Annotated in this window: 14 protein-coding genes; 4 read left to right on the forward strand and 10 right to left on the reverse strand. The window is 62.5% G+C overall.

What is annotated here, in order from left to right:
* Positions 1-10: 10 nt before the first annotated feature.
* From AXF13_RS07340 to AXF13_RS07355, 4 genes are all read right to left on the reverse strand, one after another.
* Positions 11-2134: a penicillin-binding protein gene (locus AXF13_RS07340; protein WP_062252248.1), complete on the reverse strand. Its 2124-nt coding sequence runs from the start codon at positions 2132-2134 to the stop codon at positions 11-13.
* Positions 2135-2204: 70 nt separating this feature from the next.
* A complete protein-coding gene (locus AXF13_RS07345) occupies positions 2205-2513 on the reverse strand; it encodes a hypothetical protein (protein ID WP_009301482.1) in 309 nt (102 codons plus the stop codon).
* Positions 2513-3499 carry a 16S rRNA (cytosine(1402)-N(4))-methyltransferase RsmH gene (gene rsmH, locus AXF13_RS07350; RefSeq protein ID WP_062252249.1) on the reverse strand — a complete coding sequence of 329 codons (987 nt, stop codon included), beginning with the start codon at positions 3497-3499 and terminating at the stop codon, positions 2513-2515. Before rsmH ends, AXF13_RS07345 begins: the two co-directional genes overlap by 1 nt.
* A 17-nt stretch (positions 3500-3516) precedes the next feature.
* Positions 3517-3915 carry a division/cell wall cluster transcriptional repressor MraZ gene (locus tag AXF13_RS07355; RefSeq protein ID WP_335339378.1) on the reverse strand — a complete coding sequence of 133 codons (399 nt, stop codon included), beginning with the start codon at positions 3913-3915 and terminating at the stop codon, positions 3517-3519.
* Positions 3916-4242: 327 nt separating this feature from the next.
* Between AXF13_RS07355 and pyk the strand changes: the two genes are divergently transcribed.
* The 4 genes from pyk to AXF13_RS07375 all read left to right on the forward strand — a co-directional run bounded on the left by pyk (position 4243) and on the right by AXF13_RS07375 (position 9082).
* Positions 4243-5661 (forward strand): pyruvate kinase, encoded by a 1419-nt coding sequence (pyk, locus tag AXF13_RS07360; protein ID WP_008684852.1) that lies wholly within the window; start codon positions 4243-4245, stop codon positions 5659-5661.
* Positions 5662-5663: 2 nt separating this feature from the next.
* The gene (locus AXF13_RS07365) at positions 5664-6710 is read left to right on the forward strand and encodes an HD-GYP domain-containing protein (protein WP_062252251.1); all 1047 of its coding nucleotides are present in this window, start codon (positions 5664-5666) and stop codon (positions 6708-6710) included.
* Between the two features lie 811 nt (positions 6711-7521).
* Positions 7522-8373, forward strand: coding sequence for a class I SAM-dependent methyltransferase (locus AXF13_RS07370; protein WP_062252252.1), 852 nt, complete (start codon positions 7522-7524; stop codon positions 8371-8373).
* A 31-nt stretch (positions 8374-8404) separates the two neighbouring features.
* Positions 8405-9082, forward strand: coding sequence for a nucleotidyltransferase family protein (locus AXF13_RS07375; RefSeq protein ID WP_062252253.1), 678 nt, complete (start codon positions 8405-8407; stop codon positions 9080-9082).
* A 163-nt stretch (positions 9083-9245) separates the two neighbouring features.
* On the opposite strand, the gene AXF13_RS07380 is transcribed toward AXF13_RS07375, so the two are convergent.
* The 6 genes from AXF13_RS07380 to bioF form a co-directional block, all read right to left on the reverse strand.
* Complete coding sequence (locus tag AXF13_RS07380) at positions 9246-10025, reverse strand: 4Fe-4S dicluster domain-containing protein (protein WP_062252254.1); 780 nt, start codon at positions 10023-10025, stop codon at positions 9246-9248.
* Positions 10026-10181: 156 nt separating this feature from the next.
* Positions 10182-10424 (reverse strand): glycine zipper domain-containing protein, encoded by a 243-nt coding sequence (locus AXF13_RS07385; RefSeq protein WP_020990587.1) that lies wholly within the window; start codon positions 10422-10424, stop codon positions 10182-10184.
* Between the two features lie 46 nt (positions 10425-10470).
* Positions 10471-10905: a hypothetical protein gene (locus AXF13_RS07390; protein ID WP_008684865.1), complete on the reverse strand. Its 435-nt coding sequence runs from the start codon at positions 10903-10905 to the stop codon at positions 10471-10473.
* Between the two features lie 157 nt (positions 10906-11062).
* Positions 11063-12193 (reverse strand): glutamine-hydrolyzing carbamoyl-phosphate synthase small subunit, encoded by a 1131-nt coding sequence (gene carA, locus AXF13_RS07395; protein ID WP_062252255.1) that lies wholly within the window; start codon positions 12191-12193, stop codon positions 11063-11065.
* A 3-nt stretch (positions 12194-12196) separates the two neighbouring features.
* Positions 12197-15439 carry a carbamoyl-phosphate synthase large subunit gene (gene carB / locus AXF13_RS07400; protein ID WP_062252256.1) on the reverse strand — a complete coding sequence of 1081 codons (3243 nt, stop codon included), beginning with the start codon at positions 15437-15439 and terminating at the stop codon, positions 12197-12199.
* Between the two features lie 135 nt (positions 15440-15574).
* Entirely contained in the window at positions 15575-17578 is a 2004-nt protein-coding gene (gene bioF, locus AXF13_RS07405; protein WP_062252257.1) for an 8-amino-7-oxononanoate synthase, read from the reverse strand.
* Positions 17579-17619: the final 41 nt, after the last annotated feature.

Genomic DNA, 17619 nt, shown 5'->3' on the forward strand with positions numbered 1-17619 from the left:
GACGACAGCTTCATCTTTCCGACAGCCAAAGAATATAGTCCACGTTCTGTCCATCCTCGGGCCAGGCCGTTCCGGCGGCCGGGCTCTGGCGCACTACCCGGCTGCCCGACCCCTTGAGTTCGGGCACCACGCCCGCACGGGCGAACAGCTCCACCGCGTTGCGCACGGATTTGCCCATGACGTCCGGCACCCGGCTGGCGGCCTTGGCCAGATGGCCGGGCAGCTGCATGACCGTGGCGCGCTGCGGCGCATCGGCGGTCCTGGCCAGATAGGGCACCTCCAGACCGGCCAGCTTCAGCCCGCGCTGACGGCGGACCGGGCCGGCGTCCTTTGTGCCGGAGGCTTCCGCCAGCCTGGTTTCGGAAAGGATGCCGGTATAGGTCAGAGCCCGGCCCGCGATTTCCTTGAACACGGGCGCGGCCACCACGCCGCCGAACTGGTTTCGCGCGGGCTCGTCCACCATGACCAGGATCAGGTAGCGGGGCTTGTCGGCGGGCAGAAAGCCCACAAAGGAGGCCAGACGCTTGCTGCCGTAAGTGCCCGTGCGGTGGTCGGCCTTCTGGGCCGTGCCGGTCTTGCCCGCCACTTCCACGCCCTCAATGCGCGCGCGTTTGCCCGTGCCGTCTTTCTCTTCCACTACATCGCGCATCATATCCATGACTTCGCGCACGGTCTTTTCGCTGAACACGCGTTCATGCGCTTCTTCCACATTGCCGTCTTCCCTGATCAGACGCAGGGGCTTGTAGACGCCTCCGTTCAGCAGGGTCAGATAGCCCTGGGCCATTTGCAGGCCCGTGACGGAAATACTCTGGCCGAAGGCCGTGGACATCAAGTCCACTTCACTCCAGTCGCGGGGGATGCGCAGAATGCCCCGGCTTTCGGACACCGGCACGCTGGTGCGCTCGCCGAAGCCCAGGGCGTGCAGATACTTATGAAACATGGGCGCGCCCAGGCTGAGGCCGATCTTGGCCATGCCGATATTGGAAGAATAGCGCAGCACCTTGCTGGCCGGCAGCATGCCCTGATTGGACGTATCCCGGATGGTGAAGTTTTTGCTGACCCACTTGCCGCGTTCGCAGTCGATGAGCGTATTGGGCGTGACCTTGCGCTCCTGCAGGGCCGCGGCCATCACAAAAGGCTTGAAGGTGGAGCCGGGCTCCAGGGCGTCGGCGGCCAGACGGTTGCGGTAGACCAGCGGCGAGGATTCCCGGTAGGTGTTGGGATTGAAGAAGGGATACTGGGCCCAGGCCAGAATGTCGCCCGTGGGCACGTCCACCACCAGCGCGCCGCTCCAGCGGGCGTCATAGTCGCGGGCCGCGCGGGCCACGGCTTCCTCGGCGATGAACTGCATCTGCACGTCAAGGGTCAGGGTCAGGTCCTGGCCGCGCGGCTCGGTCTGACCTTCCTCATGCAGATAAAAACGGCGGCCCATGGCGTCGCGCTGCACGATCTGACGGGTGGGAATGCAGCCCAGACGGGCCTCCAGGGAACGCTCGATGCCTTCCAGGCCCTTGTCGTCCAGACCCACAAAGCCCAGCAACTGCCCGGCCATATGCTTGAAGGGATAGACTCGGTCGTATTCCTTAGACAGGCCGATGCCCGAGAGATTAGCCTTGCGCACGGCCTCGGCGGTATAGTCGTCCACCTTGCGCTTGAGCCAGACGAAACGGCGCTTGGTCTTGGAAAGTTCGTCATAGAGCTTCTGGGGCTCCATGCCCAGAATGGGCCCCAGCGTATTCGCCATGACCAGGAAGTCCTCGACTTCCTGCGGCTTGGCATACACCGAGCGGGCTTCGACGCTGCGGGCCAGCACCTGGCCGTTGCGGTCGTAGATCATGCCCCGGCGGCCGGTGACCAGTTCGGAAGCCATGTGCTGGCGGCGGGCCCTGTCGGCCAGACGCGGCCCTTCGACCATCTGCAGATACCAGGCCCGTCCCCAGAGGCCAAACCAGAGCAAACAGAAAATGCAGACCACCGCGTTGATCCGCAGACGCCCCCAGTCCACCTTTTCCATCCAGACGGCACGGGTGCGCGGGCTTTTCCCGGCACCGGCGTTGCGGTTGACGCGCGGCGCCTTGTCGCGCCGGGGCGTAAAACTGGATCGGTTGCGTTTGCGTGACGAGAACTTGAACATGGTTTCCTCAAAAAAGACACAAGGCCTGAGACGGGGCAGTAAACGGCCAGAGCACTACCACTTGAATGCTCTAATGAATTTCCATACGCCTTACCTGCCCCGGCCTGGGCTCGCGCATGCCGAATTCCTCGGCCCGGCGGCGCAGTTCATAGGGGGAAAGCAGGCGTTCGCGTTCCACTTCCAGCTTGGCGCGCAGGGCACGGCGTTCACGCAGCTCGTTCTGCGCGATATTGATGAAATACGTGGTGTCCATGCGTTCGATATTGCTCCAGACCAGCACAAGGCCCATGACCATGCAGGCCAGCAGGCCCAGGGCCAGAGCCAGCAGCCAGCCCCGGCCGCCCCGTTGCTGATTGAGGGGGGCGTTTTTCTTCAACATCAAACTGCCGCCTCGGCGATTTTTTCCACGGCGCGCAGCTTGGCGCTGCCGGCGCGCGGGTTGACCGCGAGTTCTTCCGGCCCGGCCTGCAGCGGTTTTTTATGCAGAATGCGCACTTCCGGCTGATGACGGCAGACGCAGACCGGTACGTGCCGGGGGCAACGGCAGCCCTCGGCCCAGTGGCGCATGGCCTGTTTGACCATGCGGTCCTCCAGGGAATGAAAGGTGATGACCGCCAAGCGCCCGCCCACGGGCAGCCAGGCCAGAATCTGATCCAGAAAGCGCCGCAGTTCACCCAGCTCATCATTGACGGCCATGCGCAAAGCCTGAAAAGTGCGGGTGGCCGGATGCCGCCGGGCCTTGGCCCGCCAGGCGGGCGGATAGGCTTTTTCCACCAGGGCGGCCAGCTCCGCCGTGCTGTCGATGGGCGCTTTCTGCCGGGCCTCCACAATGACCCTGGCGATGCGCCCGGCCTGCGGCTCCTCGCCCAGGGTGGCTATGCACTCCTTGAGCCGGGCGAAACTTTCACGGTTGATCCAGTGCCAGGCCGAGAGCTCGCCGGAATGCTGGTCCATGCGCATGTCCAGCGGGCCGTCGCCGTAAAAACTGAAACCGCGTCCGTTTTCATCCAATTGCAGGGAGGACACGCCGATATCCAGCAGCGCGCCGTCCACCTTGTCCCACTGCAATTCCTTCAGGGCTTCGGCGAACCGGCTGTAGCGGCAGTGGAAAAAATGCGCCCGCCCGCCGAACGGGGCCAGACGCGCACGGGCCAGGTCCAGAGCCTGCTCGTCGCGGTCCAGGCCGCAGAGTTCGCTCCCGGGCGCGGCGGACAGCACGGCGGCGGCATGGCCGCCCATGCCCAGGGTGCCGTCCAGATAGCGACCGCCCGCGCGCGGGGCCAGAGCCTCCAGCGTTTCGGCGGGAAGCACCGGCACATGACGCGTCGACGCGCGTTCTTCCGTATCCTGCATGACCTGCGCCATAATTCCGCCCTCGCGGCTTACAAAGAAATATCCACGCCGCTGGCCGCCAGCTCTTCGGACACGTCCTCAAGCTGCAGAGCGTCAAAGCGGTTCTGATCCCAGATTTCAAACTTGTTGAGCATGCCCACCAGCATGACGTCCTTCTGCAGACCGGCTTCACGCATCAGAGACTGCGGAATGCGTACCCTGCCCTGCGGATCCGGGGCCAGCTCCTGCGCCAGGCCCATGACCTTGGTTTTAAAGTGCGACAGCTTGGGCGAGGGGAAGCGGATACGGCTCAACTGCTTGGTGACGGCCTCCCAGTCGGCGGGCAGATAGGCCACCAGCCGACCGTAAAAAGAGGTCAGCCAGAAAGTGCCCTGTTCACCATCCGCCGCGCCCGCGCAGAGCGCCTCGCGGTATTCCGGAGGCAGCATCAGCCGGCCCTTGGGGTCCAGGCTGCGGGAGAGGCTTTTGGTGAAGAGTTTTTGCACAGTTTACCACTTTCTTACTTGTTTTTCCCACTTTTTCCCACTTATGCCCCAAGGCTCCGGGGGTGTCAAGCAAGCCCGCTTCAAACGTTCGGTACATACCGCGCCACATTGAAAAAATGTACAAAATCCATACAGGATGCAGAGATGCCCATTCCGCCGCGCGCCCTTGACAATACCCTGGAAAACCCGGATGATTTACTGCAAAAATGCGCCTTGGGCCTTTTGCGTCCATTTCAAAAGCCATTGCCGGGACGCCCGGGAAGGAACGCCATGAGAACAAAAATCGTCGCCACCATTGGTCCGGCTTCCAACAGTAAAGAAAAACTCAAAGCGCTGGCCGAGGCGGGCGTCAGCGTGTTCCGGCTCAATTTTTCCCACGGCGGCGCTTCGGACTTCGTCAACATCATCAAATACATCCGCGAGGTCGAAAAAGAGCTGGGGCGTCCCATCACCATCATGCAGGATCTTTCCGGCCCCAAAATCCGCTTGGGCGTGGTGCCGGAAAACACCATCCAGGTCAGCAAGGGCATGCGGCTGCTGCTGGGCCCCAGCGCCCGGCGCGTGGACGAACTGCCCTACCTGCCCTTTGACCACGACGTTATTCTGGAAAGCCTGGAGCCCGGCGACCGTATGGTGCTGGCCGACGGCGGCCTGCAGTTCATCGTGCGGGAGCGCCGCTCCGACGGACTGGTGCTGCTGGAGGCCGACAACGCCGGTCTGGTGACCTCGCGCAAGGGCCTGGCCCTGCCCGGCAAGGCCACCAAGGTACGCGCCCTCACCGGCAAGGACAAAAAAGACCTGGCTGACGGCCTGCAACTGGGCGTGGACGCCGTGGCCATCTCTTACGTGCAGACCGCCGACGACGTGCGCGAAGCTAAATCGCTCATTGCGGCCGCCGGACGCCATGTGCCCGTGGTGGTCAAGCTGGAACGCCAGAGCGCGGTGGACAACCTGGACGAAATCCTTCAGGAAACGGACATTGTCATGGTGGCGCGCGGCGATCTGGGCGTGGAATGTCCCCTGCCCCAGCTCCCCGCCCTGCAGAAGCGGATCATCAGCGCCTGCAACAAGGCCTCCAAGCCGGTCATCGTGGCCACGCAGATGCTGCTTTCCATGGTCAACAGCCCCGCGCCCACCCGCGCCGAAACCACGGACGTCGCCAATGCCGTGCTGGACGGCGCCGATTGCGTGATGCTTTCCGAAGAAACGGCCATGGGCAACTTCCCGGTGGAAACCGTGCGCTATATGCGCAAGATCACCAATGAGGCCGAAAAGCTGTTGCTGGACAACCGCAAACTGGAAGAGCCGGACGCCGACAAGGGCATCCCCGAATTTCTGGCCTTTTCAGCCTGCCTGCTGGCCGACAAGGCTCATGCCCAGGCCATTGTCTCGCACAGTCTTTCCGGCGGTTCGGCCCGCCAGGTTTCCGCGCGCAGGCCGCCGCAGCGCATTTACGCCCTGACGCCCGACCCGGTGACCATCAAGGCCCTCAATTTCGTCTGGGGCATCACTCCCGTGTTCGTGGACAATCCGGAAGTGGAGCCCAGCCACCTGATCCGGGCCGAGGAATTCATTCATAACTGCCCGGACTTCAAGGCCGACGACTGCGCGGTGATCACCGCCGGTCAGCTCAAGGGGTCCTCGTCCACGCCGCGCGGCACCAATCTCGTCAAAATCTACTGGAAATAACCATGGCTGAGCAAAGCCGGCAGGCCCGCGATATTCCTCAGAACATCAATGAGGAATACTATCAGATCAGCACCGAGATTCTGGCGAGTTTCCCCAAATACCGCCCGCCGGTGGATCTGTTCAGTTTTCGTGAGGATATCAAGGTCCTGGCCCCCTATTCCAAGAAGGGCGTACGCCTGAGCAACGAGCAGGTGGAGGGAGTGGCCCGGCTCTGCGCCGCAGGCGATCTTTTCGTGTCGCGCTCCGACCACCCCATCTATTCCCGCCACATCGTCAAACAACTTGACCTTGTGCTCCAGGACAACAACCTCAAGGAATCCGAAATCGCGGATATCTGTATCCGCGCGCTGGCCATGCGCTTTACGGATTTCAGCGACCAGCCGGTCAAGGCGGTGTTTGAGCCGCTGTACCGCGACATTATGGTGGTCACCGAATATCTCTGGCAGGACAGGCACCACGTCAACGCCTTTGTGCGCCGCCTCTTCCGCCGCCACCAGCCCGCCCGCCACGCCATCAATACCATGTCCGTGGGGCTCTGGCTCTGGCTGCAGATTGTTTCGGATTTTCGCCGCAAGGATCTGGACCGCATGGCCCTGGCCCTTCTGCTGCACGACGTGGGCATGAGCAAGGTACCGGCTTTTCTGCTCAATAAACAGGGTCCCCTGAAACCCGAAGAGCGGGAAAAAGTGATTCTGCACCCCCTGGTGGGCGTAAAGCTGATGCAGAAAATGGACCTGACCTTTGAAGAACTGTTGCGGGCCTGCTTTGAGCACCACGAGCGCCTGGACGGCTCCGGCTATCCGCAAAAGCTCAAAGGCCCCCAGATCAGCAGGGTGGGCCGGATCACGGCCATTGCCGACTCCTTCTCGGCCATGATCTGCGAAAAGCCGTATGGCCAGGCCAAAGAACCGCTGGAAGCCGCGAAGGAGCTGGCGGCGGACCAGCAGCATTATGACCCGGAACTGACCAATTCGCTCATGTCGGCCTTTGCCACCGAGGGGTTCGGCCAATTCGTGGATATGGACAAGAACGCGGACGAACCCTTATAGGGCATTTCAAAGTTGAAATGCTCTAGGGTCTGTTAACACTATAGAATTTTTGTTCGCCTGCAAGGAATATAAATCTGCTTTGAGGGAGTGTACTCTTCTGGTACTCGACCGAAAAAGCAGGTGAAATCTGACGCGGCAGGAGGGCAAAAAGGCATAGCGTTAACAGGCCCTAACGAGGCTGCGAGAGCAGCCTCGCGCTACGATGCCGTAAGCGCAATTTATTTGCGCTTGCCTCTCCCGTTAGCGAGTCTTCGAGCTTTACGGACGAGGACAGCATAGCTAAGCGGCGGAGTAAGCGTATCTTTAAATTGGGGAATGCGCGGCATTTCAAAGCTAATATGCTCTGGAACCGTCACACAGTATATTGCCGCGGCCCGTTCGCCGCAAACGAGCCTGCGGGGCCGACGGACAAAGCAGTGCCGGGCAAGAGATCCTGCCGCACGCTGTCGACAGGCGGCAAACTCAAAAACAGAATGCTCCGGGATGCCTGCCTGACGGTGGGCATCCTTGTTTTCGGGGTCGCGCATCCCGCGTGTCCGCCCGGCCTTCCGATCCTCAAATCCCCATGGGTCTGTCGATACTATAAATTTTTGTTCGCTCGCAAGGAAGATAAGCCCGCTTTGCGGGAGTGTACTCTTTTGGTGCTCGCTTCAACCGTTGCGACGCAGGAGCTTTAGCCATACGGCTCACAAGTTCGCCTACGGCTAAGGCAAGGCCTTCGGACAACGGCTGCCGCGCGCAGCGAACGGGCAAAAAGGCATAGTATCAACAGGCTCATGACAATCGTCGGCAACATCTTTCAGGAGCACTGATGGACCTCATGGACCTGACCCAATGGAACGCCTCCCGCGCCAATGTCGACGCCAGCGGTGCGGGAGCCAAGATTCCCTGGGATGAACCGGACTTCAGCCGCAGAATGCTCGAACAGCATCTGAACCAGGAACACGATTGGGCCAGCAGACGCGGCCCGATCATTGCCGCGCATGCGGCCTGGATTGCGGAACAGTTGTCCGTTCCTTCCCGGATACTGGATATGGGTTGCGGTCCGGGCCTGTATACCCAGGCCCTGGCCGAACGGGGACATCAGTGCGTCGGCGTGGACTTTTCGCCCGCCTCCATAGAATACGCCCGGCAACGGAGCGCGGACTGTGATCCAAAGCCGGAATATATTCTCGGGGATATCCGCAACTACAGAAGCAATCAAAAATTTGACTGCATCATCATGACCTTTGGCGAGTTCAACGCCTTTATCAGAAAGGATGCCGCACTCCTGCTTGAGCATTGCGCTGAAATGCTGCCTGAAAACGGCCTGTTCATACTGGAAGCCCACACCTATGACGCGGTTCGCGCCATGGGTGAAGCCCCGGCCACCTGGCAGCGTCACGCAACGGGCCTGTTTTCCGCCGGACCACATCTCTGTCTGCGGGAAAACAGCTGGAACGCTGCCGAAGCAAGCGCGCTTTCGCGCTATTTCATTATTGACGCAGCCGACGCAACAGTACGGCAATACGCTTCTTTCATGCAGGCCTACCGACTTGAAAGCTATACGAAAATGCTCTCGTCGGCGGCCCTGCCCTTACAGCGGATTCTCAGCGAAAACGTCTGGAATTCCGGACAGGATTTCTATGATAAGCTGCAAACATTCATCTGCCGGAAAATCTGAACCCGCGTATCCGCAACAATGAGAGTCGCTGATGATCGAACCACAAACCTGGGTGGCCGACGCACTGGCCCGCATGAAAAAAGCCTTCGGCCCGCGCCTTGCGTATCTGGGGCTGCAGGGCAGCTACCGCCGGGGAGAGGCCACCGAAACAAGCGACATTGATCTTGTCGTGCTGCTGGACACAGTGGAACCGGCCGATCTTGATATCTACCGGAGCATCGTGCACGCCTTGCCCGAGGGGCATAAGGCCTGCGGTTTTTGCAGCGGAACCGAGGAATTTTTCCACTGGCCGCGACATGAGCTTTTGCCTTTCAGCATGGACACGGACGATTATTACGGCAGGCTGAAGGATTTCCTTCCGCCCTTGTCACAGGAGGACGCGCGGGCAGGGGCCAAAATCGGCGCATCCGCTCTCCTACACCTACTCACGCACAGCTATCTCTACGCGGAGCCGGAAGCCAGACCCGCTATCCTGAAAGACGCCTACAAGGCCGCCTTTTTCGTCATGCAGGTCGTGTACTACCTTGCCTCGGGACAATACTGCCGCAGTAAAAAAGAGCTGCTCGCCTGTCTGGACGGCGCGGAAAAGGAAATTCTCCAGGCCGGGCTGGATGTCCCGGCCTGGCTGGCCGCCCATACGGAAACACAGGCTTTTGCCCTGCTTCGCGGCTGGTGCGGCGGAGTTCTGACCGGAAATGAAAGCGTGTGAAATGCCCACACTACCACAAACGGCCACGGAGCAGGGGACATACGTGGTATATATATCCCCGGCCCGAGGCCGTCTGTTGACCCGGCCCAAATGGAGCACCAGCCCGATGGCCTATCCGGGCGTTATGGGCGTGTCAGTCTGCCGGGTGCTTGTCAAACAGCCTCTAGAGAAATAACTCCGGCTCCCGGCGGACGGTACACCTGCTTTCCAGCATGGCCCGGATCTTCGCCACATTGGGATCATCAAAATATTTGGCCTCCACCGGGCAGAATTTGACACAGGCGCAACAGCGGATGCAGCCCGCCGCCACCTGATGGGGATCATCCTCGCTGATGACGCCCATGGGGCAGCCCTGAACGCAGATCATGCATTGGGTACAGGCATCCGTGGTTTTGGGTCGGATATCCGTTGCCGGACCGCGCTCCTTGTAAGGCCGGTTGCCCTTGACGGACACGGGCGCGGGATTGCCAGCCGCGATTTTGGCGGCGGCGCGCCGGGCGAAATCCGCCAGCACGCACTTGTCTTCGGCGTCGGGACGGCCCGCGCCCACGCCGGGGGCCAGGGAATGCTCGGCGATAAAGGCTCCGGCCGCCGCCACCGTACAGCCCCGCCGCGTGAGCAGATCCACGGCTTCCAGCAGGGCATCGTCATAATCCCGGTTGCCGTATACGGCCGCCACGACCGCCGTCGCACCGTTACCGCGCACACGGGCCAGGGGCGCTTCCAGAAGTTGCGGTACGCGCCCCGCATAGACCGGAAAAGCGAAGACCAGCACATCGCCGGGCGCGCAGTCCAGGCTTTCTTCCCGCTCGGGCGGGAAGGTCAGGTCCCGGATTTTCTGCTCTCCTCCCAATGAGACGGCCAGGCCGTCCGCCAGGGTCCGGGCGATCTCCCGGCTGCTGTGGGTGGGGCTGAAAAAAAGCGTGTGAATGGTTCTGTTCATGCTGCCTCCTGCGGCTGAAGCGGGGATGGGGGGAAGAATGGCCGAAACGCCGCCCCGCTCGCGCCTGTAAAACGCAAACGGGCCGGAAAATCCGGCCCGCTGTTCAGTTTTGTTCAAGCATACGCCGCGCGGCGTTGCCCTGGCGAGTATCCGCAATTACCAGCGGTAATTTTTATCCTGCTGATGTCCCACAATGCCGCCGGCCAGCGCGCCCACACCGGCGCCGGCCAACGCGCCCCAACCGGCGGCTCCGCCGGAAATGGCCGCGATGCCCGCACCGCCCAGCGCGCCCAAGGCCGCGCCGCTGGCGACGCCCTGCTGGGTGCGGCTCATATTTGTGCAGCCGATGCCGGTGGCGAACATCATGGCCATCAGACCCACAATCAAAACTTTTTTCATAACTTTTCTCCTGAAAAAGGCTGACGCGAACGTCAGTTACAGGCGGCTACTTCGCGGCGGCAACGCGCGGCGCGATAAGTTCATTCCAGATAACGCTCAACACAGGCCGGTCAAGGCTCTTGGGATTGGCCGCGTACCATGCGTCCACCATCTTGATGATCTCAGTGCGGTTGACGTCCCTGAAGGCCTTCATCCAGCCCTTTTCAAAGGGCGACAGCGTATACACGGGACGTTTGCCGGCCTTGGCGGACTTTTCCGTCATCTTGGCGTTGACGAAATATTCCACGGTAATGGCCGACTCCACGCCAAACAGAAAAGCGGCCTTGTTGGACTCGGTGGTTTTTTCCCAGACAGCGCCGGTGAACTGGTCCACCGGATTGCCGGTCATGCCCGCAGCAGCATTATTTTCCGCCGCCTGCACGTTGACACAGGCCAAGGCAAGAACCAGAGCCAGCCCAAGGCTCAGAATTGATTTTTTCACGCGAAGCTCCTTTTATGTTGCGATCGTCGGCGGCCTTGGGGCCGCCACTGCTCTCCGGCTGCCTGCGGCCGCTGGGGGAGCATCCTGCTATCCCATTGTAGATTTCAGTATAGCCTCAACGGCCAGGCCATATCAAGAGATTTCCAGTGCCGGAGGCTCAGGCCCCCACGGCATTGCCGATCATTTCCCGGAAACGGCTGAAAAGATAATTGCCGTCGCGTGGGCCCGCCGCCGCCTCGGGGTGGTACTGCAGGCTCATGACCGGCAGCGTCTTGTGGCGCAAGCCTTCCAGGGTGTGGTCATTGAGATTGACGTGGGTGGCTTCCACATCGGGCACGCCGTCCAGCACCACATGGAAACCGTGGTTCTGGGAGGAGATTTCAATGCGACCGGTGGTCAGATCCTTGACAGGATGGTTGCAGCCGTGGTGCCCGAACTTGAGTTTGTCCGTGGTGCCGCCCAGGGCGTGGCCGATGAGCTGATGGCCCAGGCAGATGCCCGTGACCGGAAAGATCTTGATCAGATCCCGTACCACGGCGATTTCGTCGGTCAGCGAGGCCGGGTCGCCGGGGCCGTTGGAGAGAAAGACCGCCCGCGCGCCGCTGGCCTTGGCCGCCTGCGCGCTGAAGGTGGGCGGCACGGCCAGGGGTTCGAAGCCCGCCTCGCACAGATGCCGCAGGATGTTCCACTTGATGCCGAAATCATAGACCAGCAGGGGCAGGCCCGTGCCTCGCCAGGCATACGCGCCGTCAGGGCCGAACACAGCCTCCCGGGGCGCGTTGTCGTACCAGGCGTAGGGCTTTTGGGCCGCCACAAAGGGCACCAGGTTGCGGCCTTTCATGGCGGGTAGGGCCAGGGCCTTTTCCCGCAGGGCCCGCAGGTCGAACTCGCGGGTGGAGATAACCCCGCGCATGGCCCCGTTGATGCGCAGATGGCGGGTCAGGGCGCGGGTGTCCAGCCCCTCCATGCCCGGCTTCTCATAGCGCTTCAGAAAAGTGGGCAGAGACATGGTGGCCCGCCAGTTGGAGGGCTTTTTGCAGCACTCCTTGACCAGCAGGGCCCCGGCGTGCACCGCGGCGGACTCCATATCCTCGCGGGCGATGCCGTAGTTGCCGATGAGCGGATAGGTCATGCAGACCATCTGCCCGTAATAGGAAGGGTCGGTGAGCACTTCCTGATAGCCGGTCATGCCCGTGGTAAAAATCACTTCCCCGCCGGTTTCAAAATCGCCGGTAAAGGATTTGCCTTCCAGCGTGAACCCGTCTTCCAGCACCAGCAATGCTTTCATAACTTACCCCCGCGCTTCCCGCGCGTAGTATTCCTGCAGGCTTTCCACATGGGTTTCGTCCCGCCGCGAGCCGATGGCCGTGGCCGTGGCCCGGGCCGCCGCGATGGTGGTGCAGTACGGCACCTTGTAGGTCAGGGCCGCGCGCCGGATGGCCTTGGAATCCCTGGCCGTGTGCTTGCCCGAGGCCGTGTTGATGACCAGGTCCACCTCATGGTTGATGAGCAGGTCCACGATATTGGGCCGCCCTTCATAGACCTTGCGCACTTCCTCCACCTCAAGGCCGTGCTCGCGCAGCACATTTGCCGTGCCCTGCGTGGCCAGCAGCCGGAAGCCCAGCTTGGCGAACATGGCCGCCACTTCGGGCAGGAAGGGCTTGTCGCGGTCGTTGACCGAGAGAAAGATCTTGCCGCCCTGCGGCAACACCTGGCCCGCGCCCAGCTGGCTTTTGAGAAAAGCATCGCCGAAGTTGGAGCCCATGCCCATGACTTCGCCGGTGGAGTGCATTTCCGGTCCCAGGATAATGTCCACGCCGGGGAAGCGCTGAAAGGGCATGACCGCCTCTTTCACGCAGGTGAAACCGCCCTTGCGCATGCTCCAGGGGTCCAGTTCGTCCAGGCTCTTGCCCAGCATGACCTGGGTTGCCAGGTACGGCAGGGGCACGCCCGTGGCCTTGGAGACAAAGGGCGCGGTGCGCGAGGCGCGCGGATTGACTTCCAGAATATAGATGTCGTCGCCCTTGATGGCGAACTGAATGTTCATCAGACCCACGACCCTGAGTTCGCGAGCCAGGGCTTCGGCCTGGGCCGCGATGAGCGCCACATGGTCGTAGGAGAGCGAGAAGGAAGGCAGCACGCAGGCCGAGTCGCCGGAATGGATGCCCGCTTCCTCGATATGTTCCATGATCCCGGCCACATAAACTTCCCGGCCGTCAGAAAGGGCGTCCACGTCCACTTCCACGGCGTGTTCCAGGAATTTGTCGATGAGGATGGGATGTTCCGGCTTTTCCGGCACCTGTTCGCGGAAGTAATCGGCCAGTTCGGCGGCATCGTAGACCACGGCCATGGCCCGGCCGCCCAGCACGTAGCTGGGCCGCACCACCACGGGATAGGTGATGCGCTCGGCCACTTCCAGGGCTTCCTCCAGGTCCATGGCCGTGCCGTTGGGCGGCTGCAAAAGCCCCAGTTTCTGAATCAGGGCCTGGAAGCGCTCGCGGTCCTCGGCGCGGTCAATGGCGTCGGGCGAGGTGCCCAGAATGGGCACGCCCGCACGCATCAGGGGCACGGCCAGGTTCAGCGGGGTCTGCCCGCCGAACTGGACAATGACGCCTTCGGGTTTTTCCTTTTCCACGATGTTCATGACGTCCTCGAAGGTCAGGGGCTCGAAGTAGAGCCGGTCCGAGGTGTCATAGTCCGTGGACACGGTTTCCGGATTGGAGTTGGCCATGATGGCCATGATCCCGGCATCGCGCAGGGCGAAGGAGGCATGGCAGCAGCAGTAGTCGAACTCGATGCCCTGGCCGATGCGGTTGGGCCCGCCGCCCAGGATGAGCACCTTGCGGCAGTCCTTGACCGCCAGTTCGTCGCCGGTCTCGTAGGTGGAGTAAAAATAGGGGGTGTAGGCCTCGAATTCCGCGGCGCAGGTGTCCACCAGGTAATAAGTGGGCACGATGCCCATTTCCTTGCGCAGACGGCGGATATCGCCTTCGGGCCGCTTCCACATTTCGGAGAGCTGCCGGTCGGAGAAGCCGTATTCCTTGGCTTCGCGCAGCACCACGGCCAGATCGGGGTTGGCCGGGGTCATGTCGTTGGCCATGCCGAAATCGCGGATACGGGCCTCCATGTCCACGATGTCCTTGACCTGGCGGATAAACCAGGGATCAATGGCCGAAGCCGCGAAGATCTCCTCCTCGCTGATCCCGGCCACCAGGGCCTGGCGCAGGGTGAAGGCGCGGCGCGAATTGGGCCGGTGCAGGGCCTCCAGAATGGCTTCGCGCGAAGGCAGCTCGGCGCGGAAGTTGTAGCCCAGGCCCGGCGCGCCGATTTCCATGGAGCGCAGACCTTTTTGCAGGGCTTCCTTGAACGTGCGGCCGATGCTCATGGCCTCGCCCACGCTCTTCATGGAGGTGGTCAGCTCATCCTTGGCGCCGGGGAATTTCTCAAAGGTGAAGCGCGGGATCTTGACCACGCAGTAGTCGATGGCCGGTTCGAAGCTGGCCACGGTCTCGCGGGTGATGTCGTTGCGCAGCTCGTCAAGGGTATAGCCCACGGCCAGTTTGGCCGCGATCTTGGCGATGGGGAAGCCCGTGGCCTTGGAGGCCAGGGCCGAGGAACGCGACACGCGCGGGTTCATTTCAATGACCACAATGTCGCCGTTTGCCGGATCGACGCCGAACTGCACGTTGCTGCCGCCGGTTTCGACGCCGATCTCACGCATGATGGCGATGGAAGCGTCGCGGATCTTCTGGTATTCCATGTCGGACAAGGTCTGGACCGGAGCCACGGTAATGGAGTCGCCGGTATGCACGCCCATGGGGTCGAAGTTCTCGATGGAGCAGATGATCACGCAGTTGTCCTTCTGGTCGCGCATGACCTCCATCTCGATTTCCTTCCAGCCCAGCACGCTCTGCTCGATCATGACCTCCGAGGTGGGGCTGGCGGAAAGGCCGCGCGCGGCCACCTCCTCCAGATCCTCCAGATTGTAGGCCACGCCGCCGCCCGTGCCGCCCAGGGTAAAGGCCGGGCGCACAATGAGCGGGAAGGGCAGCACATTGCCCAGACGGCGCACGTCGTCCAGATTGCGGGCAATGCCGCTGGCGGGCATTTTCAGGCCGATGTTTTCCATGGCCTCGCGGAAGAGTTCTCGGCTTTCGGCCTTTTCAATGACCTCGGCGCGCGCGCCGATGAGCTCCACCCCGCATTCCGACAAAACGCCGCTCTTGGCAAGTCCAAGAGCGGCGTTCAATGCCGTCTGGCCGCCCAGGGTGGGCAGGAGGGCGTCCGGCCGTTCCTTGCGGATGATGGCCGCCAGAGTGTCCTGTTCAATGGGCTCCACGTAGGTGGCGTCGGCCATCTGCGGATCGGTCATGATGGTTGCCGGGTTGGAGTTGACCAGCACCACCTCATAGCCCTCTTCCTTGAGGGCCTTGACGGCCTGGGAACCGGAGTAGTCGAACTCGCAGCCCTGGCCGATGATGATGGGACCCGCGCCGATAACCAGAATTTTGTGTAAATCCGTACGCTTGGGCATGGGGTATTCCTGCGGATTTTAGGAGAGTCAGAAATAATGACAAAGTGCAGCCGTACCGTTGTGGCTCAAAACGATTATTTCTACGTTACGCCTGGCCTGTCAGTCAAGAATTTTCCTCCGGACGCCAGGACCGGGTCAGCCTCGGCGCGCCGATCCCAGGGCCAGCGCCGTCTGACGGGCGGCTTCCGCCAGATCTTCCGGCGTATGATCGCTGCGCAGCGTGACCCGCAGCCGGGCGCGCCCCCTGGCCACCGAAGGATAGCGGATGGCCGAAAGAAAATATCCGGCCTCAAAGAGCCGCTCCGCCGCGTTCAGAGCCACGCCCTCGTCGCCCACGAGCAGGGGCACGATGGCGCTTGAGGAATGCGCGTCCATACCCCGCTCCTTCAGGCTGGCGCAGAAAAAGGCCGTATTGTCCCGCAGACGCCGCACGCGCTCAGGCTCCCGGCAGAGGACATCCAGAGCCGCGAGGGCGGCGGCCACGGGCGCGGCCGACAGCGCGGTGGAAAAAATGAAACTGCGCGCGCTGTTTTTCAGATATTCGATGAGCCGCGCCTGGCCGCAGACAAAACCGCCCTCGCTGCCCAGGGCCTTGCTCAAGGTCCCGATGGTCACGTCCGGTGCGACGGCAAGGCCGAAATGCTCCGCCGTGCCGCGCCCCGTGGCCCCAAGAACGCCGGTGGCGTGCGCCTCGTCGAGCATGGAGAGAAAGCCGTAGCGGTCCGCGATGCGCAACAGTTCCGGCAAGGGAACCACATCCCCGTCCATGCTGAACACCGCGTCGCTGACGATCAGGCCCCGGCGGCCCGCATAACGGCGGGCCTTGGCCTCCAGATCCGCCATGTCATTGTGGCGGTAGACCACGATCTCCGCCCGGCTCTGGCGGCAGCCGTCAATAATGCTGGCATGGTTCAGCTCGTCGCTGAAAATCACGTCGCCCCGGCCGCAGAGGGCCGTGATCACGCCCACATTGGCCATGTAGCCGGTATTGAACAGCAGCGCGGCCTCCGCATGCTTGAACGCCGCCAAGCGTCGCTCCAGCTCGCTGTGCAGTTCCAGGCCGCCCGTGGTCAGGCGGGAGCCGCCCGTGCCCGCGCCCCAGGCCACGAGCGCTTCGGCGGCCCCGGCTTTGACCCGCGCGTCATCGGCCAGGCCCAGATAGTCGTTGGAGGCCAGCAGGAGCAGCTCCCGGCCTTCACAGCGCACGCGTGGACCGGGGGCCGAAGCCATGTCCCGGATATGACGGCGCAGGCCGTTTGCGCGCAGGCGCTCCAGGCGTTCGTCCAGAAAAGCCCACTTGTCCGCCCTGCCCGCCTTATCCGTCTTGTTCTCCGCATCATCCGGCGGACCGGAAACAGCCGCAACCGCGGAATCGCCCGCGCGAAAAACGGGCGCGTCCGGAAGGCTTTCCACCAGCACCGGCCGCCGCTCGATGAAGTCCAGCGTGGCGGCGAGCCGCTCCCTGGGACCCCGGTACAGGAAAATGCGTCCGCCCTCCGGCGAGCCGGGTTCCTTCATCCTGGCGATGCGCACATAGCCCAGCTCGCGCGAGGCCACATAGCCGGTCACATAATCCGGATCGTCCGAAATGCAGATCTCGGCAAGAATATGGGGCGCATGCGCCACCTTGGTGGCCAGCACCAGGGCTTCCTGATAGTGATTTTTTCCCGACGTGCCGGAAGGCGCGGAAAAAGATGCCGCGTCGGCCCTGTCCATATAGGTGGCGCGGACGCCGCGCGCCCTATCCGGCTCCAGCCGCTCCAGGCTGTCGGCATCCAGCAGCATGGCCCCGCGCAGGCCGCCCGCCGCGCGCATCAGGGCCAGCACGGCTTCCGGCGCGGGCACGCCCGCCTGCCGCAGCAGTCCGGCCGCCAGACGCAGCCCGGAGGCGGCGTCCGCGCAGTCCAGCGCGCGCACGGGCAGGGCCGACAGGCGCAGGCAGGCGGATTCCGGCACGGCCTCCACCTTGATGTTGATGAAATCGGGGTTTCCCTTGCCGTGGCGCTGGGCGCGGGTCACCAGATCATGGGTTAGCGCGGGCACGCCTTGCGCCCCGACAATGCGCTCCGCCCCGGAAATATGCTCTTCCTCACCCCGAACCTTTCGGCTGGCGCGCATTTTCACGCTGAACAACTGCATGCCTTATCCTGTCCTCGATTCTCATGGCCGCCCGTATCCGG

Origin of the sequence: Desulfovibrio fairfieldensis (genome assembly GCF_001553605.1) — a bacterium.
Lineage (GTDB): Bacteria > Desulfobacterota > Desulfovibrionia > Desulfovibrionales > Desulfovibrionaceae > Desulfovibrio > Desulfovibrio fairfieldensis.

What these genes read in the sequence shown, in the direction of transcription:
- AXF13_RS07340 (WP_062252248.1), bottom strand. Translation starts at nt 2,134, where the DNA reads ATGTTCAAGTTCTCGTCACGCAAACGCAACCGATCCAGTTTTACGCCC.
- AXF13_RS07345 (WP_009301482.1), bottom strand. Translation starts at nt 2,513, where the DNA reads ATGTTGAAGAAAAACGCCCCCCTCAATCAGCAACGGGGCGGCCGGGGC.
- rsmH (WP_062252249.1), bottom strand. Translation starts at nt 3,499, where the DNA reads ATGGCGCAGGTCATGCAGGATACGGAAGAACGCGCGTCGACGCGTCAT.
- AXF13_RS07355 (WP_335339378.1), bottom strand. Translation starts at nt 3,915, where the DNA reads ATGCTGCCTCCGGAATACCGCGAGGCGCTCTGCGCGGGCGCGGCGGAT.
- pyk (WP_008684852.1), top strand. Translation starts at nt 4,243, where the DNA reads ATGAGAACAAAAATCGTCGCCACCATTGGTCCGGCTTCCAACAGTAAA.
- AXF13_RS07365 (WP_062252251.1), top strand. Translation starts at nt 5,664, where the DNA reads ATGGCTGAGCAAAGCCGGCAGGCCCGCGATATTCCTCAGAACATCAAT.
- AXF13_RS07370 (WP_062252252.1), top strand. Translation starts at nt 7,522, where the DNA reads ATGGACCTCATGGACCTGACCCAATGGAACGCCTCCCGCGCCAATGTC.
- AXF13_RS07375 (WP_062252253.1), top strand. Translation starts at nt 8,405, where the DNA reads ATGATCGAACCACAAACCTGGGTGGCCGACGCACTGGCCCGCATGAAA.
- AXF13_RS07380 (WP_062252254.1), bottom strand. Translation starts at nt 10,025, where the DNA reads ATGAACAGAACCATTCACACGCTTTTTTTCAGCCCCACCCACAGCAGC.
- AXF13_RS07385 (WP_020990587.1), bottom strand. Translation starts at nt 10,424, where the DNA reads ATGAAAAAAGTTTTGATTGTGGGTCTGATGGCCATGATGTTCGCCACC.
- carA (WP_062252255.1), bottom strand. Translation starts at nt 12,193, where the DNA reads ATGAAAGCATTGCTGGTGCTGGAAGACGGGTTCACGCTGGAAGGCAAA.
- carB (WP_062252256.1), bottom strand. Translation starts at nt 15,439, where the DNA reads ATGCCCAAGCGTACGGATTTACACAAAATTCTGGTTATCGGCGCGGGT.
- bioF (WP_062252257.1), bottom strand. Translation starts at nt 17,578, where the DNA reads ATGCAGTTGTTCAGCGTGAAAATGCGCGCCAGCCGAAAGGTTCGGGGT.